The following is a 15,872-nucleotide window of genomic DNA, read 5'->3' on the forward strand; positions in this document are numbered from 1 at the left end:
ACTTGGTCGTTCTCACTGACCATCGCACGGTGGCCCCTCACGTCAACGACACGACGCTCAGGGCCGGAAAGTCCACCACCCCACGGGACTCAGGCCCGCGCTGGTTTGCGCGAAGCCCGCGGGCAGCTTTACTGGCGGACTCGCCGCTTGGTATTCGTACTGCTACAAGACGACGAAGGTGCGGCTGTAGCGGGTACCAATATCGGCCGGCCGCTCCTCGGTCACGTTCGTTTCGAGCGTTCGGCTGGGGAGCGGCCGCCCAGATTACGCGAGCTCGGCCTGTCGGGCGGCGACGACGGCCTCGACGCGGGCGAACAGCGGGTGCGACTCATCCAGTCCGGTGACGGATGCCGTCACGGACGCGGCATCCTGCTCCCGCAGAAGCTGCTGCAGCTGCACCGACTGTTCGTCTTCGGCGTCCTCGAACGCGAGGGCCGCCCCCATCGCGGCCAGGAGCGAGTCCACCGACAGGCCGCGTTCGGCCGCTTCGGCCGCCGGTCCGACGAAGCGCTCGTTGCGGCTGAGCTTGCGCAGGGGCTGCCGGCCCACGCGCCAGACGGTGTCCGGCAGAGCGGGGTTCTGGAAGCGACGCAGGATCGTCGCGCGATACGCGGCGAGCTCGGTCGGGTCGAGCCCGTGCTTGGCGACGAGAAGTGCCGAGGTCTCCTCCAGTGTGGCCGCGACGCGGGCGGCGGTGGCTTCGTCGGCGAGCGCGTCGGCAATCGTCTCATCACCGGCGGCGGCCCCGAAGTACGCGGTGGCGGCGTGACCGGTGTTGACCGTGAAGAGTTTCCGCTCGATGTAGGGCGCCAGATCATCGACGAAGTGCGCGCCGGGGATCGTCGGCGGGTCGTCGCCGAACGGATGCCGCTCGATCGCCCATTCGAAGAACGGCTCGACCGTCACATCGATGCCGCCGCCGGCCGGCTGCGCCGGCACGATCCGGTCGACGGCGGTGTTGGCGAACACCGCGCGTCCCGCCAGGGCGTCCCAGGCGTCACCGGCGAGCGCGGCGACCTCGTCGCGCAGCAGGTCGGTCGCATTGATCGCGTTCTCGCAGGCCATGATCTGCAGCGGGGGAGAGGACGGATCGCGCAGAGCGAGCGCCGCGACGACGTGCGGGGCGACGAACTTCAGGATCGTCGGTCCGACCGCGGTGGTCAGCACGTTGGCGCCCGCGATCTCCTCGATCACCTCGTCGGGGTGGGTGGCGCTGTTGATCGCGCGGAAGCCGGTGACGACGGTGTCGCGCGAGTCCTCCCCGACCTCGTGCACGGTGTATTCGGACGCGGCGTTGATCGCGTCCACGAGTGGTGCCGCGACGTCCGAGAAGACGAGCTCGTAGCCGCCCTCGTGCAGCAGAAGTCCGACGAACCCTCGGCCGATGTTGCCCGCACCGAAATGAACGGCCTTCATCACACGCCCGCCGCGGAGACGAGCCGGTAGAGCTCCTCGGGCGTCTGCGCGCGCTTGAGGTTCTCGACCTCGTCCTCGTCGGAGAAGAGGATCGCGATCTGCGAGAGGATCTCGAGGTGCTCGTCGCCCTTGCCGGCGATTCCGATCACGAACGTGACGGGCTCGCCGCCCCAGTCCACGCCGCCGTCGTAGCGGACGACCGAGAGCGCGGAGTCCAGGATCGCGGCCTTCGTCTCGTTCGTCCCGTGCGGGATCGCGAGCTCGTTGCCCATGTAGGTCGAGACGGTCTCCTCGCGCTGCTGCATCGCGTCGAAGTAGGCGCTGGTGACGGCGCCGACCGCCTCGAGGATGTCGGCGGCCTCCTTCATCGCCTCCTCGCGCGTCGCGCTGCCGGAGTGGATGCGGACTTGGCCGAGGCTCAGGACGTCACGGGACATGGTGTTGCCTTTCGTTCGCTTCTGCTTGGTACCGAGTATGCGGGGAAAGCCGCGGGGCCGGGGGCATCACGCCGCCCCGACCCCGCAGCAGTCGATGGGACTAGTTGCCGTGCTGATCCCGCACGAGCTCCACGACCTCGTCGTACCGCGGCGAGTTCATGAAGTTGTCGACCGAGATGTGCACCGCATCCGGAGTCTGCGCCCGGGCACGGTCGGTGAGCTGGTTCTGCGTGATGACCAGGTCGGCCGATCCGTCCAGCGCCGCGATGGCCTTGTTGACCACGGTGACGTCTTCGATGCCGGCCTTCTTGATCTTGTTGCGCAGGACGCTCGCGCCCATGGCCGACGAACCCATGCCCGCGTCGCAGGCGAACACGATGTTCTTGACGGTCTTCGTGGTGAGCACACCGCCGTCGGCGCGGCCACCGGTCTCGGTCTCGGTCTCGAGCTTGTCCAGGGCTTCGTCTGCGTCGCGGATCGCCCGGCGGTCGCGACCGTCCGAGGCGCGCAGCGCGTCCATAGCCGCGGACGTCTTGCCCTTGTTGGCCTCGGTCTGCGCGATCGCCGCGCCGAAGGTGTCGGCTTCTGCGAGCAGGTCGCGCTTGCGCGATGCCCGCAGGATGATGCCCGCAACGATGAAGGTCACCGCCGCAGCGAGGATGACCGAGAGGTAGACGACCAGGAGGTTGCCGATACCACCCGCGGCGGGGCTCACGGCAGCCGCTGTGACCGCGATGATGCTTCCGGGAGCGGCCGGGAACGCGAGGCCGCCGCCGAGGAGCATGTTCGTGGTGACACCCGTCGCGCCACCCGCGATCAGGGCGAGGATCGTCATCGGCTTGGCGAGAGCGTACGGCAAGTAGATCTCGTGGATGCCGCCGAAGAACTGGATGATGATCGCACCGGGAGCCGAGGCCCGAGCCGCGCCGACGCCGAAGAACGTGAACGCCAGGAGCAGTCCCAGACCCGGTCCGGGGTTCGCCTCGATGAGGAACAGGATCGACTTGCCCGTCTCGGTCGCCTGCTCGATGCCGAGCGGGGTGAACACGCCGTGGTTGATGGCGTTGTTCAGGAACAGCACCTTCGCGGGCTCGACGATGATCGACACGAGCGGCAGGAGGCTCAGGCTCACCAGCCACGCGACCGCCCCGCCCAGGACGTCGCTGAACCAGATGATCGCCGGACCGAAGACGAAGAATCCGACGATCGCCAGGATCATGCCGAGGATGCCGGCGGAGAAGTTGTTGACGAGCATCTCGAAGCCGGGCTTGATCTTGCCGTCCCACAGCTTGTCCATCTGCTTGGTGACCCAGGCGGCGAACGGCCCCATGATCATGGCGCCGAGGAACATCGGGATGTTCGTGCCGACGATGACACCCATGGTGGCGATCGTGGCGACGACTCCACCGCGCTCGCCGTAGACCATCCGACCACCGGTGTTGGCGATGAGAAGGGGCAGCAGGTAGGTGATCATGGGGCCGACGAGGCCGACGAACTGGTTGAACGGGTCACCGTTTTCGTCGAGAGCGATCGCCGTCATGGCTCCCGGCCAGTTGATGACGTCGGCGTTGCCGAAGCCGCCGAGGAGCGGGGCGACGGGTTCCCAGCCGCCGAGCCAGCCCACGGCGATGAAGAGCATCGTGATGAAGCCCCAGGCGATGAACGCCGCGATGTTCGGCATGATCATGCCGGAGAGGAACGTGCCGAAGCGCTGGACTCCCACACGCGCCTTGTTGCTGCCCTTCGCGGGCGCAGACGCCGTTGTCATGGCTGTGTCTCCTTCTGTTTCTGTCAGGACTGCACGGCCGCGGGTGCGGCCTGGGTGGTGGCGACGGAGCGAGCCGCCTCCCTGGCGGTGGCCGCACCGTTCGCGGCCAGGGCTGCCTCGGCGATGACTCGGGCATCATCGAGGGAGTATTGGAGCAGGGTCGCCCGCACGTCGGCGAGCGCCGTGGGGGCCATCGAGAGCGAGGTCGCTCCGAGACCGACGAGCACGACCGCCAGGAGCGGGTCCGCGGCGGCCTCGCCGCAGATGCCGACGGGCTTGCCGTGCAGGCGCCCGGCGTCGCCGACCTCGCGGATGAGCCGGAGCACCGCGGGGTGCCACGGGTCCTGGAAGCCCGCGACCGAGCCGAGCAGCCGGTCGGCGGCCAGCGTGTACTGCGTAAGGTCGTTCGTGCCGATCGACGCGAAGTCCGACCCTGCGAGGATCCGGTCGGCCAGCAGCGCAGAGGAGGGCACCTCCACCATGACGCCGGCGGTCTTGATGCCGTAGTCCCGGGCGATCTCGACGAAGTACTCCGCTTCCTCGACCGTGGCCACCATCGGCGCCATGACCCACAGGTCCGCGTCGGTGGCGGCATCCGCCTCGGCCAGCGCGGTCAGCTGCTCGCGCAGGATGTCCTCGCTCGCCTGCAGCGCGCGGATTCCCCGAAGCCCCAGGGCGGGGTTCTCCTCGTGCGCATCGTTGAGGAAGGCGAGGGGCTTGTCGGCACCGGCATCCAGCACGCGCACGACGACCTTCTGACCGGGGAACGCCGCGAGGAGCTTCGTGTAGGCGGCACGCTGCTGCTCGACCGTGGGCGCCTGATTCGAGCTCAGGAACAGGAACTCCGTGCGGAAGAGACCCACGCCCTCCGCGCCGAGTGCGACGGCTTCCTCCGCCCCCTCGGGCTTGCCCAGGTTCGCCAGCAGCGGCACCGCGGTCCCGTCGGCGAGCGCCCCCGGAGTGAGGGGGGCGGATGCCGCCGATGCGCGATCCGCCGCGCGATTGGCCGCGCGCTCGAGTTCCTCGGCGCTCGGGTCGGTCGTGACGACCCCGGCGGCGGCATCCACGATCACCGTCTGCCCATCCACCAGGTCCTTCGCGCCGACCGCGCCGACGATCGCGACGATCGACTTCTCGCGAGCGAGGATCGCGGTGTGCGAGGTGGGACCGCCCTCGGTCGTGATGAGTCCGAGCACCTTGTCGAGGTCGAGCAGAGCGGTGTCCGCCGGAGCGAGGTCCTTCGCGACGAGCACGAACGGGTGCCCGGGGTCGGGGACGCCGGGCGCGGCGACGCCGCGCAGCCGTGCGATGACCCGCTGGGCCACGTCGTCGAGGTCGGCGGCGCGCTCGCCGAGGTACCCGCCCATCGCGGTGAGCATGTCGCGGAAGCTCGCGAACGCGTCGTGCACGGCGAACTCCGCCGTCTTGCCGGCCCCGATGCGGGTGTCGATCTCGCTCTCCAGGGACGGGTCCTCGGCCATCATCGCCTGTGCCTCGAGGACGTCCCGGGCGGCGCCGCCGGCCTGGATGCCACGCTGCTCGAGCTCGCGGGCAACCGCCGCGACAGCCTCACGCACGCGGGCGGTCTCCTCCTCGGTGCCGCGCTCGCTCGGGGTGTCAGCCGGCGCCGGCAGGGGCTCCGCCATGCGCGCGATCGGTCCCTGGGCGACGCCCAATCCGATCCCGACTCCTCTGATCTCCGTCATCTTCACTCCGCATCGTGGTCGGTCGAGAGCAGTTCGCTCAGTTGGTCCAGCGTGTTCTCCGCGTCGTCGCCGTCGGCCGTCAGGGTGATGTAGTCGCCCTGCTCGATCCCGAGGGCGATCACCCCCAGGATGCTGGCGGCGTTCACCGGCGCTCCGGCATCCTTCGCGATCGTGATCGGGATGCCGGCCTCCTTCGCCGCCTGCGCGAAGAGCTTCGCGGGCCGGGCGTGCAGACCATGGGCCGAGCCGATGCGTACCGTGCGGGTCGAGAGCGGCATGTCAGTCCTGTTCCTGTCGGGCGAGGTGGTCGAAGCGGGACGCGAGTGCTTCCTGCACGAGGGCGAGCGTTCGCGTGCCCTCACGATCAGTGAAGATGTCGGACGGCAGCAGCACCACGGCCGTCCCTCGCCGCGCCGCGTCCGCCTCGATCCGCGCGAGCGCGTGAGACAGATGGGGTCCGACGAGGATCACGTCTGCGGCGTCGATGTCCGTCGCGAGAGAGGACTCGGTGCCGGCGAAGGCGGTGTACGACAGCCCCTGGTGCTCAGCCGCTGAGCGCACGCGCTGAGCGACGAATGTGCTCGACGCACCCGCACCGCAGACCACCAGGATCCTCATCGACCCGCCTTTCCGATTGCCATTCTTGTGAAAGCGCTGAGAGCCGACAACCAGTTCTGTTTCCGGAGGGGCGGAAACACGGATGCCCCGGACCAGACGGCCCGGGGCATCCGTGAGCGGTTCTCAGCGGAAGAACGCGTTCGCCCGCGAGGAGAACAGGATCGCGAGTCCGATGATCGCGAGGATGCCGGTGATGATCGCGCTCCAGACGCTCACGCCGATCACGAGCGCCCACACCGCTACGACGAGATTCAGCACGAAGAGGATCGCGAGCAGGATGCGTGCGACGTTGTTGCCGCGGAAAAGCCCGAGGCTCACCGCGATCGTGAGGATGCCGACGATCAGGGCGACCCAGGCGTTGCCGCCGCCCCCGGCGAGCAGGCTGATCACCGCGCCGATGATCTGCACCGCTCCACTGATCCATGCGATGACCGCGACGAGGGTGACGCCTCCGGGTCGTTGTCCTGCCATGTCCTTCTCCTTCTGCGAGGTGTGCCGCATCCGCAGCGGCGCCCTCACGGTACCGCCGAGCCGCCGTTGCCGCCATGGGGGATGTCCGCGTGATTGACTGGCGTGACAGATCGCATCGACGCGCAGAGGACACCGTGACCAGAGCGAGACAGGACCGACTCCTGGGGCTGCTCGTCCGCGACGGTGACTGGCTGACCGCGGCGGCGCTGGCCGACGGTCTCGGGGTGACTCCGCGCAGCATCCGTTCGTACGTGACGGCGATCAACGCGCGCGTGCCCGGGGCGGTCGCAGTCGAGTCCGGGCCCCTCGGCTACCGCGCGGGCCCGGAGGCGCCGGTGGCGCTGCGTGCAGGCGGGGCGACGGATGCCGGCACGCCGCGCGACCGCCTGCACACGCTCGTACGCGCCCTGCTCGACGAGGACGACGGGATCGACGTCTTCGAGACCGCCGACGCGCTGCACGTGAGCCCGGCGACGCTGGACGCCGACCTCGCACGCGTGCGCGGCCTCCTGGGCGGCACGGAGCTGACGCTCGAGCGTTCGGCATCCCGCGCACGTCTCCGCGGCACCGAGATGGCGCAGCGACGCCTGCTCAGCAGGCTCGCCCACGACGAGATGGATGCCGGATCCTTCGACCTGGAGGCGCTCCGGCGCACTCTCGGTGAAGGATCCGTCGGGGCGCACGCGTTCGGCCCGTTCAAGACCGAACTGGTCACCGAGCTCAATGCCCTCGGATACTTCGTGAACGAGTTCGGCATCGCCGACGTCGTCATGCACATCGCGATCGCGGCCGACCGGGTCGCCAGCCACCGCGGCCTGGACGCGGTCGGCGGCGACGCGTCTCCCGCGCAGGCGGAGGTCGCCGCCATCCTGGGTCGGCTCGTCGAGCGTCACGTGGGCGTGCAGCTCGGTGCAGGCGACCTGCAGCACCTGTCCACGATCGTGCTGACCCGCATCGTCGCACCGGGCGCGGCCGCCCCGGCTGACCATGCGCGCGAGCGTCTCGAACCGGAGGTGGAGGCTGCGGTCCGCGAGGTCGTCGAGCAGGCGGCCGCGGAGTTCCTGGTGGACATCGCGCACGAGGACTTCATCCTGCGCCTGGCCCTGCACGTGCAGAACCTCCGCCATCGCGCCCGGGAGCAGGCGTGGTCGCGCAATCCGCTCACCCGGTCGCTCAAATCGACGTACCCGATGATCTTCGAAGTGGCGGTCTTCATCGCCAGCGGGCTGCAGCATCGGCTCGGCATCCCGCTCCTGGACGACGAGATCGCCTACATCGCGATGCATGTCGGTGGACGCCTGGAGCGGAGCCGTCGCGCCGATCAGCTGCTCACCGCGACGATCGTGTGCCCGGGGTACTACGAGCTGCACGAGCTGCTGCGCTCGAGCGTGGACCGCTCGCTCGGCCAGGCGATCGAGGTCGTCGGCGTCGAGACACGTGTGGACCCGGACTGGGCATCGATCGACACCGACCTCGTGCTGACCACGATCGACCCCGCGGTATCCGGGGACCGGTTCGTCCGGATCCAGCCGTTCCTGACGGATGCCGACGTCGACCGCGTGCAGACGGCGGCCGCGCGGATCCGCCGCAGCCGTCGCCTCGCCCGCCTGCGTACCGAGCTCGAGCGGTACTTCGTGCCGGGCGCGTTCGTGCGGGGACTGGATGCGGACGCGGGTGAGGAGGCGGTGATCCGGCGGCTCGGAGCGCCCCTGGTGGCCGAGGGTGTGATCGATGAGGACTACGTCGAGCGCACGATCGAGCGCGAGCGCCTCTCCTCGACAGCCTTCACCGATGCGCTCGCCGTGCCGCACGCGCTCGGGATGACCGCGACCCGCACGGCGATCGCCGTCGGGATCGCCGACCCGTCGATCCCGTGGGGGGAGGGGCGCGTGCAGGTCGTGGCCGTCGTCGCGTTCTCCGAGTCCGACCGCGGCGCGTTCCAGACCGTGTTCGAACAGTTCGTGGAGGTCTTCTCCGAGCGTGACAGCGTCCAGCGGATCGTCCGCCGCGCGACCGATTTCCCCGGCTTCCTCGACGAGCTCGTCGCCGTGATCGACGGCTGAGGCCTCAGCGCGCGAGCCGCGCCTGCAGGCCCAGCCGCACCGCCGGCCACTCGCCCGGCAGGATCGAGAAGACCACGGTGTCCCGAAGAGTGCCGTCCGGACCCAGGCGGTGGTTGCGGAGAACCCCGTCCTGCTTCGCGCCGAGGCGGGCGATCGCCGCACGCGACTGGAGGTTGTGCCAGTGCGTGCGGAACTCCACGGCGATCGCGTCGCAGCGCTCGAACGCATGCCCGAGAAGGAGCAGCTTCGCGGCGGTGTTCACCGCGGTGCGCTGCGCGTCCACGCCGAGCCAGGTGTGCCCGATCTCGACGTGACGGTTGTCCTGGTCGATGTTGCAGAACGTGGTCTCGCCGACGACGACGCCGGTGTCGAGCCGCCGCACCGCCCACGGATTCATGTGGTGCTCGTCGCGCCAGGTGAGTCGCCGGGCGATGTCGGCGGCGACGCCGTCCGCGGTCGGGACCGAGGTGTACCACGCATGCTCCAGGCCCGCGGTCGCGGCCGCGAGCTCCTCGGCGTGCTCCGTACCCAGCGGCTCGAGTCGCACGACCTCGTTCTCGAGGGTGATCGCATCGCGCAGCAGCATGGTCCGCGCCTCAGCCCCGTTCGCTCAGCAGCGCCCGGGCGCCGTCGCTGAGCGTGCTGATCCGCTCGCGGGCATCGTCGGCCGAGTCGCCGCGGACGTCGAGGTAGACCTTGAGCTTGGGCTCCGTGCCGCTCGGACGCACGATCACACGCGACCCGTCCTGCAGCCACAACCGCAGCACGTCGCCGGGCGGCAGGGCGTCGACGCCCTCGAGGAGATCCTCGACGGCATCCACTCGCGTCGTGCCGATCGATTCCGGATGCCGCTCCCGCAGCGACGCCATGATCCGGCCGATGACCGAGAGGTCGTCGACCCGGAGGGAGATCTGGTCGCTCGCGAAGAACCCGAAAGTCCGGTCGAACTCGGCGAGCACGTCGGCGAGGCTCTTCCCGTCGCCCCTCGCGTCGGCGACCAGTCCGAGCATCGCGATCGCGGCCGAGATGCCGTCCTTGTCGCGCACGGTGTCGGGGTTGACGAGGTAGCCGAGCGCCTCCTCGAACCCGAACACGATGCCGGGTGCGCGCGAGATCCACTTGAACCCGGTCAGGGTCGTGTGGAAGGCCAGGCCGTAGTGATCGGCGACGGCCTTCAGACCCGGGGACGACACCAGCGAGCAGGCGAGAGACGCCCCCTCGCCGGCGTCGGCTTCGCGGGCGAGCCGGGCGGCGCGCCAGCCGAGCAGCAGGCCGATCTGGTTGCCGGTGAGGCGACGCCATCCACCGGGCGCGTCCGGATCGGGCAGGGCGACGGCGAGGCGGTCCGCGTCGGGGTCGTTCGCGATCACGAGCTCGGCGCCGACCTCGCGGGCCCGCTCGAACGCGAGGTCCATCGCCCCCGGTTCTTCGGGGTTCGGGAAAGCAACGGTGGGGAATCCACCGTCCGGATGCAGCTGCGCGTCGACGGGGATCGGCGCGGGGTACCCGGCGGTCTCGAGGATCCGCGACAGGGTCTCCCACCCGACGCCGTGCATCGCCGTGTACACCCAGCTCAACCCGTCAGCGCCGGAAGGGGCGGGGGCGACGGCGGCGGTCGCGGCGATGTACGCGTCGAGCACCGACTCCGGCGCGGTCTCGTAACCGAGCGACCGGGGGAGGGCGCCGACATCGCGGGTGTCCGCGATCCGTTGGATGTGCGCGGCGATCTGCGCGTCGGCGGGCGAGACGATCTGCGCACCCTCGTCCGCGCCGCCCAGGTACACCTTGTATCCGTTGTCGTTCGGAGGGTTGTGGCTCGCGGTGACCATCACGCCGGCATCCGCCCCGAGGTGTCGCACCGCGAAGGCCAGCACCGGCGTCGGCAGCAGCCGGGGAAGCAGGATCGCCCGCAGGCCCGCGCCGGCGAACAGCTCGGCGGAGTCGCGCGCGAACACGTCGGAATTGCGGCGCCCGTCATAGCCGATCACGACGGTCGGCACGCGATCCGTCCCGGCGCGCTCGAGGACGAACGCGGCCAGGCCCGCGGCCGCCTGCGCGACCAGAACGCGGTTCATGCGGTTGCTGCCGGCGCCGAGCTCACCGCGGAGTCCTGCCGTGCCGAACGCCAGTCGCCCCGCGAAGCGATCGGCGAGGTCGGCGGATGCCGCCTCCTCGCCCGCGGCGGCACTCGAGATCAGCGCCTCGAGCTCTGCGCGGGTGACCGGGTCGGGGTCCTGCGCGAGCCAGGCGCGAGCGGCGGCGAGGACCCCGTCGTCCGGCCCGTTCACATCGCGCCGATCACTCGCGCCAGCAGTGACGAGATGACCGGGCCGGCGGCCTGCCCGGCCTCCATGACCTCCTGATGGCTGAGCGGGGTGGTCTGGATGCCGGCCGCCATGTTCGTGATGAGCGAGAAGCCCAGGATCTCCATGCCCGACTGCCGTGCGGCGATCGCCTCGAGCGCCGTGGACATCCCGACGATGTGGCCGCCGATCGTCTTCGCCCACTGCACCTCGGCGGGGGTCTCGTACTGCGGACCGGTGAACTGGCAGTAGACGCCCTCGTCCAGGCTCGGGTCGATCGAGCGCGCGAGGTCGCGCAGGCGCATCGAGTACAGATCGGTCAGGTCGATGAACGTGGCGCCCTCGAGCGGGGTCGCGGCGGTGAGATTGATGTGGTCGCTGATGAGCACCGGAGTGCCGGGCTTCCAGTGCGGCTTGATGCCGCCGGCGCCGTTCGTGAGCACCATGGTGCGCGCTCCCGTCGCGGCGGCGGTGCGCACGCTGTGCACGACCCGGCGGGGGCTGCGCGTCTCGTAGTAATGGGTGCGGGCGCCGATGATCAGGACGTTCTTGCCGCGCGGGGTGCGGACGCTGCGGAGTGTCCCGACGTGCCCTTCCAGGGCGGGCTTGCTGAATCCGGTGACCTCGGTCGCCGGGATCGTCGCGACGGTCTCGCCGATGAGCTCCGCCGCACCTCCCCAGCCGCTGCCGAGGGTGAGGGCGATGTCGTGGCGGTCGACTCCGGTGAGGCGCGCGATGTCCGCCGCCGCCTGTGCGGCGATCGCGAACGGGTCTGCGGCGGGGTCGTCGAGCGACGTGGCGAGTGTGTCTGGCATGCACCCACTCTAGGAACGCGCGCGCCCGGGAGCCACCCGCGACGCGGGACGCGGCATCCGATCTCCGCGATGTCGTGGGGGCGGGCCGCTCCTGAAAGGATGGAGGCATGTCTTTGAGCTTCGAGCGCACCCAGAGCGTCGCGATCATCGGCGGAGGGCCTGGCGGATACGAGGCCGCGATCGCCGCCGCCCAACTCGGCGCGGAGGTCACCGTCGTCGAGCGGGCAGGGATCGGCGGCTCGGCCGTCATCACGGACGTGGTGCCGTCGAAGACCCTGATCGCGACGGCCGACGCCGCCGTCGCGATCTCGCAGGCGAGTGATCTCGGCGTGCAGCTGTTCGCCCGCGGTCAGGAGGGGAAGCCGCTCAAGCCGGAGATCGCGATCAACCTGTCCGCCGTCAACAAGCGGCTCCTCTCGCTCGCGCGTCAGCAGTCCGACGACATGCGCGCGTCGCTCGTGGAGGCGGGCGTGCGCATCATCTCCGGTCACGGGCGCCTCGACAGCGACAACGCGGTCGTCGTCTCGACCGGCCCGAAGGGCACCGATTTCGATCGGATCGAGGCGGACACCCTCGTGATCTCGACCGGGTCGTCGCCTCGGATCCTGCCGACCGCCCGCCCCGACGGGGAGCGGATCATGACGTGGACCCAGCTGTACGACATGACCTCGGTACCCGAGCACCTCATCGTGGTCGGCTCGGGTGTGACGGGTGCCGAGTTCGCCTCCGCCTACATGAACCTCGGCGCGAAGGTGACGCTGATCTCGTCGCGCGACCAGGTGCTGCCGGGCGAGGACAAGGACGCGGCCGCGGTGATCGAGAAGGTCTTCAAGCGCGGGGGGATGACCGTGCTGTCGAAATCCCGCGCCGACAAGGTGGAGCGCACGGAGGACGGCGTGATCGCGACGCTGTCCGACGGGCGCACGGTCGAGGGCAGCCACTGTCTGCTCGCTGTCGGGTCGATCCCGAACACCGCGGGACTCGGTCTCGAGGAGGCGGGTGTCCAGATGACGGATTCCGGTCACATCCAGGTGAACCGCGTGGCGCGCACCTCGGTTCCCAACATCTACGCGGCGGGGGACTGCACGACGTTCGTGCCGCTGGCCTCGGTCGCCTCGATGCAGGGACGCACTGCTGTGTTCCATGCGCTCGGCGACGTCGTGATCCCGCTCGAGCGGCGGCGGATCACCTCGAACATCTTCACCGCGCCCGAGATCGCCACGATCGGCTGGTCCGAGCAGGACATCGTCGAGGGTCGGATCGACGGTGTCGTCCACAAGCTCCCCCTCGCGGCGAATCCGCGCGCGAAGATGACCGGCTCGAAGGACGGCTTCGTGAAACTGCTGGCCCGCAAGGGCAGCGGCACCGTGATCGGCGGGGTGATCGTGGCCCCGCGCGCGTCAGAACTGATCTACCCCGTGGCGATCGCGGTCGAGCGCCGCCTCACGGTGGATCAGCTGTCGCGCGTGTTCGCGGTGTACCCGTCGCTGACGGGCAGCATCACGGATGCCGCCCGTGCGATGCACATCGTGGACATCGCGAACGAGGACGGCTGACCCCGCCGCCTCCGCGCATCCCCCGAGACGGTGGGTTCCCTGCCGAGATGGTGGGTTCCCCGCCGAGATGGCGGGAGGGGCACCATCTCGCGAGGAAACCCACCGCCTCGGCGGGGGAGGGCGACCACCTCGCGACGAGCGGGGAGGGGAGCCGTCAGCTGATCGTGAGGAGCTGGTGACCGGCCGACACCGTCGTGCCGGGGGTGGCGTTGATTCCGCCGATCACGCCGTCCTTGTGGGCCTGGATCGGCTGCTCCATCTTCATCGCTTCGAGCACGACGACCAGATCGCCCTTGACGACCTGCTGCCCGTCCTCAACCGCGAGTTTGACGATCGTGGCCTGCATCGGCGAGGTCACCGCGTCTCCGGACGCACCGGCGACCACGCTGGTCGCGTGCGAGCGCCGCGATGGCGGGACGGCCGCCGGGCGGGCGGTCGCGCCGGGCGCTGCGACGATCCGGTCGGGAAGGCTGACCTCCAGGCGCTTGCCCGAGACCTCGACGACGACCGTATGCCGCGCCTCAGCCGGCTTCGGCGATTCCAGCTCGCCGTCCCACGGCGGGATGTCGTTCACGAACTCGGTCTCGATCCAGCGCGTGAACACGCCGAAGTTCCCGTCCTCGGCCGTGAACGCGGGATCGCGCACCACGACTCGGTGGAACGGCAGCACCGTCGGCAGCCCCGCGACCTCGAACTCGTCCAGGGCCCGTCGCGCCCGCTCCAGCGCCTCGGCGCGATCGCGCCCCGTGATGATGATCTTGCCGAGCAGCGAGTCGAACGCCCCGCCGACCGAATCGCCGGCGGTCACGCCTGAATCCAGACGGATGCCGGGCCCGCCGAAGGTCTTGAACACGTGGATCGGTCCCGGCTGGGGGAGGAATCCGCGACCCGGGTCCTCTCCGTTGATGCGGAACTCGATCGAGTGGCCCACGGGAGCGGGGTCGTCGTAGTCCAGGATGCCGCCCTCGGCGATCCGGAACTGCTCGCGGACCAGGTCGATGCCGGTGACCTCCTCCGAGACCGGGTGTTCGACCTGCAGACGCGTGTTGACCTCGAGGAAGGAGATCGTGCCGTCGGCGCCGATCAGGAACTCGCACGTTCCCGCACCGACGTACCCGACCTCGCGGAGGATCGCCTTCGACGCCTCGTACAGGGTCCGGTTCTGCTCGTCGGTCAGGAACGGCGCGGGCGCCTCCTCGACGAGCTTCTGGTGGCGCCGCTGCAGGGAGCAGTCGCGCGTGGAGACGACCACGACGTTGCCGGCGGCATCCGCGAGGCACTGCGTCTCGACGTGGCGCGGCTTGTCGAGGTACTTCTCGACGAAGCACTCGCCGCGACCGAACGCGGTGATCGCCTCGCGGGTCGCCGACTCGAACATCTCGGTGATCTCGTCGTACTCCCGGGCGACCTTGAGGCCACGCCCGCCGCCGCCGTACGCGGCCTTGATCGCGATCGGCAGCCCGAACTCCTGCGCGAAGGCGACGACCTCGTCGGCGCCCGACACGGGTCCCGGAGTGCCGGGAGCCAGCGGCGCGCCGACCTTCTCGGCGACGTGACGCGCCGTCACCTTGTCGCCGAGCGCTTCGATCGCCTCGGGGGTCGGCCCGATCCAGATGAGCCCGGCATCCGTCACGGCGCGCGCGAATGCGGCGTTCTCGGCGAGGAAGCCGTATCCGGGGTGCACGGCGTCGGCACCGGAGCGCCGCGCCACCGAGAGGATCTTCTCGACCGAGAGGTAGGTGTCGGCGCTCGTCGCGCCGTCGAGCGCGTACGACTCGTCGGCGAGCCGGGCGTGCAGGGCGTCGCGGTCTTGGTCGGCGTACACCGCGACCGAGGATTTGCCCGCGTCGCGGGCGGCGCGGATGATGCGGACGGCGATCTCGCCGCGGTTGGCAACAAGAACCTTGGCGATCTGAGGCATGGATGCCAGCCTACCGAGGCGCACAGGCGCTCTTTTGAGTGCCCTCCACAAGAAACACCCGCGATCGTGTGGGGGAGTCTACGAGCGGCACCGAGTAGTTCCTCGGATGTCCGAGGAGTTCAGCCGCGGTTCCACAGTTGCGGCCACGACACGTCGAGCGCATTGGTCAGGCGTCGCAGCGTCGACAGCGACATGCCGACGACGGTCGACGGGTCTCCGTCGATCCGCTCGATGAACGGCCCGCCCAGGCTGTCGACCGTGAACGCGCCGGCGACCTGCAGCGGTTCGCCGGAGGCGACGTAGGCGTCGATCTCGGCATCCGTGATGTCGTCCACGAACGTGACGGATGCCGCCGCCACGGCGTGCGCCTCGTCCCCGACCTCGCCTCCGCGCAGCCGGATCACGCTGTGACCCGAATGCAGGAGTCCGGTCGCTCCCCGCATGCGGTGCCAGCGCCGCGTGGCGACGTCGGGCGTGTAGGGCTTGCCGAGGATCTCGCCGCCGATCTCGAACATCGAGTCGCCGCCGACCACGATCCCGTCGAAGGCCGTATCGGCGGCCGCGAGGCGCGTGGCGACGTCGGCGGCTTTGCGGCGGGCGAGCACGAGGACGTGTTCATCGGCCGGGAGCGTCCGGCCCTCAGCAGCCTCGATCCCGCTGATCACCGCCTCCTCGTCGACGTCCGGCGCCAGCGTGAGCGGTTCGATCCCGGCCTGCCGCATGAGCATGAGTCGGGCAGGGGACGTGGAGGCGAGACAGACCTGCATGCGTTCACGGTAGCCGCGCCGACCCGGCGCT

14 protein-coding genes are annotated in these 15,872 nt (G+C 70.1%); 2 read left to right on the top strand and 12 right to left on the bottom strand.

Features of this window, described 5'->3' with window-relative positions; genetic code table 11:
* Nucleotides 1-264: 264 nt before the first annotated feature.
* The 7 genes from AB0P18_RS07535 to AB0P18_RS07565 form a co-directional block, all read right to left on the bottom strand.
* Entirely contained in the window at nt 265-1,416 is a 1,152-nt protein-coding gene (locus tag AB0P18_RS07535; RefSeq protein ID WP_363359540.1) for a mannitol-1-phosphate 5-dehydrogenase, read from the bottom strand.
* Nucleotides 1,416-1,853, bottom strand: coding sequence for a PTS sugar transporter subunit IIA (locus tag AB0P18_RS07540; RefSeq protein WP_344052302.1), 438 nt, complete (start codon nt 1,851-1,853; stop codon nt 1,416-1,418). The genes AB0P18_RS07535 and AB0P18_RS07540 overlap by 1 nt, the downstream gene beginning before the upstream one ends.
* 100 nt (nt 1,854-1,953) lie before the next feature.
* Nucleotides 1,954-3,621 carry a PTS mannitol transporter subunit IICB gene (locus tag AB0P18_RS07545; protein ID WP_363359541.1) on the bottom strand — a complete coding sequence of 556 codons (1,668 nt, stop codon included), beginning with the start codon at nt 3,619-3,621 and terminating at the stop codon, nt 1,954-1,956.
* A 23-nt stretch (nt 3,622-3,644) separates the two neighbouring features.
* The gene (ptsP, locus tag AB0P18_RS07550; protein ID WP_363359542.1) at nt 3,645-5,327 is read right to left on the bottom strand and encodes a phosphoenolpyruvate--protein phosphotransferase; all 1,683 of its coding nucleotides are present in this window, start codon (nt 5,325-5,327) and stop codon (nt 3,645-3,647) included.
* Nucleotides 5,328-5,329: 2 nt separating this feature from the next.
* On the bottom strand, nt 5,330-5,605 hold the full coding sequence (locus AB0P18_RS07555) for an HPr family phosphocarrier protein (RefSeq protein ID WP_363359543.1): 276 nt from the start codon (nt 5,603-5,605) through the stop codon (nt 5,330-5,332).
* 1 nt (nt 5,606) lies between these two features.
* Nucleotides 5,607-5,945: a PTS sugar transporter gene (locus tag AB0P18_RS07560; protein ID WP_363359544.1), complete on the bottom strand. Its 339-nt coding sequence runs from the start codon at nt 5,943-5,945 to the stop codon at nt 5,607-5,609.
* 123 nt (nt 5,946-6,068) lie between these two features.
* Complete coding sequence (locus AB0P18_RS07565) at nt 6,069-6,416, bottom strand: hypothetical protein (protein ID WP_344052312.1); 348 nt, start codon at nt 6,414-6,416, stop codon at nt 6,069-6,071.
* 134 nt (nt 6,417-6,550) lie between these two features.
* On the opposite strand from AB0P18_RS07565, the gene AB0P18_RS07570 reads away from it, so the two are divergent.
* The gene (locus AB0P18_RS07570) at nt 6,551-8,479 is read left to right on the top strand and encodes a PTS sugar transporter subunit IIA (protein WP_363359545.1); all 1,929 of its coding nucleotides are present in this window, start codon (nt 6,551-6,553) and stop codon (nt 8,477-8,479) included.
* Between the two features lie 4 nt (nt 8,480-8,483).
* Here the strand turns inward: AB0P18_RS07570 and AB0P18_RS07575 are convergent, their stop codons facing one another.
* The 3 genes from AB0P18_RS07575 to AB0P18_RS07585 are packed head-to-tail and all read right to left on the bottom strand — an operon-like array spanning nt 8,484 to nt 11,597.
* Complete coding sequence (locus AB0P18_RS07575; RefSeq protein ID WP_363359547.1) at nt 8,484-9,065, bottom strand: GNAT family protein; 582 nt, start codon at nt 9,063-9,065, stop codon at nt 8,484-8,486.
* A 10-nt stretch (nt 9,066-9,075) separates the two neighbouring features.
* Complete coding sequence (locus AB0P18_RS07580; RefSeq protein ID WP_363359549.1) at nt 9,076-10,767, bottom strand: phospho-sugar mutase; 1,692 nt, start codon at nt 10,765-10,767, stop codon at nt 9,076-9,078.
* Entirely contained in the window at nt 10,764-11,597 is an 834-nt protein-coding gene (locus AB0P18_RS07585; protein ID WP_344052320.1) for a purine-nucleoside phosphorylase, read from the bottom strand. Before AB0P18_RS07585 ends, AB0P18_RS07580 begins: the two co-directional genes overlap by 4 nt.
* A 107-nt stretch (nt 11,598-11,704) precedes the next feature.
* On the opposite strand from AB0P18_RS07585, the gene AB0P18_RS07590 reads away from it, so the two are divergent.
* On the top strand, nt 11,705-13,153 hold the full coding sequence (locus tag AB0P18_RS07590; RefSeq protein WP_344052322.1) for an NAD(P)H-quinone dehydrogenase: 1,449 nt from the start codon (nt 11,705-11,707) through the stop codon (nt 13,151-13,153).
* 154 nt (nt 13,154-13,307) lie between these two features.
* Here AB0P18_RS07590 and AB0P18_RS07595 read toward each other — a convergent pair whose 3' ends face one another.
* Both AB0P18_RS07595 and AB0P18_RS07600 read right to left on the bottom strand, forming a co-directional pair.
* Nucleotides 13,308-15,074 (bottom strand): biotin carboxylase N-terminal domain-containing protein, encoded by a 1,767-nt coding sequence (locus tag AB0P18_RS07595; protein WP_344052325.1) that lies wholly within the window; start codon nt 15,072-15,074, stop codon nt 13,308-13,310.
* A gap of 119 nt (nt 15,075-15,193) precedes the next feature.
* Nucleotides 15,194-15,841: a Maf family protein gene (locus AB0P18_RS07600; protein WP_363359551.1), complete on the bottom strand. Its 648-nt coding sequence runs from the start codon at nt 15,839-15,841 to the stop codon at nt 15,194-15,196.
* Between the last annotated feature and the right edge of the window lie 31 nt (nt 15,842-15,872).

The sequence above is a fragment of the Microbacterium sp. NPDC064584 genome, from assembly GCF_040687315.1.
Taxonomy (GTDB): domain Bacteria; phylum Actinomycetota; class Actinomycetes; order Actinomycetales; family Microbacteriaceae; genus Microbacterium; species Microbacterium lacus.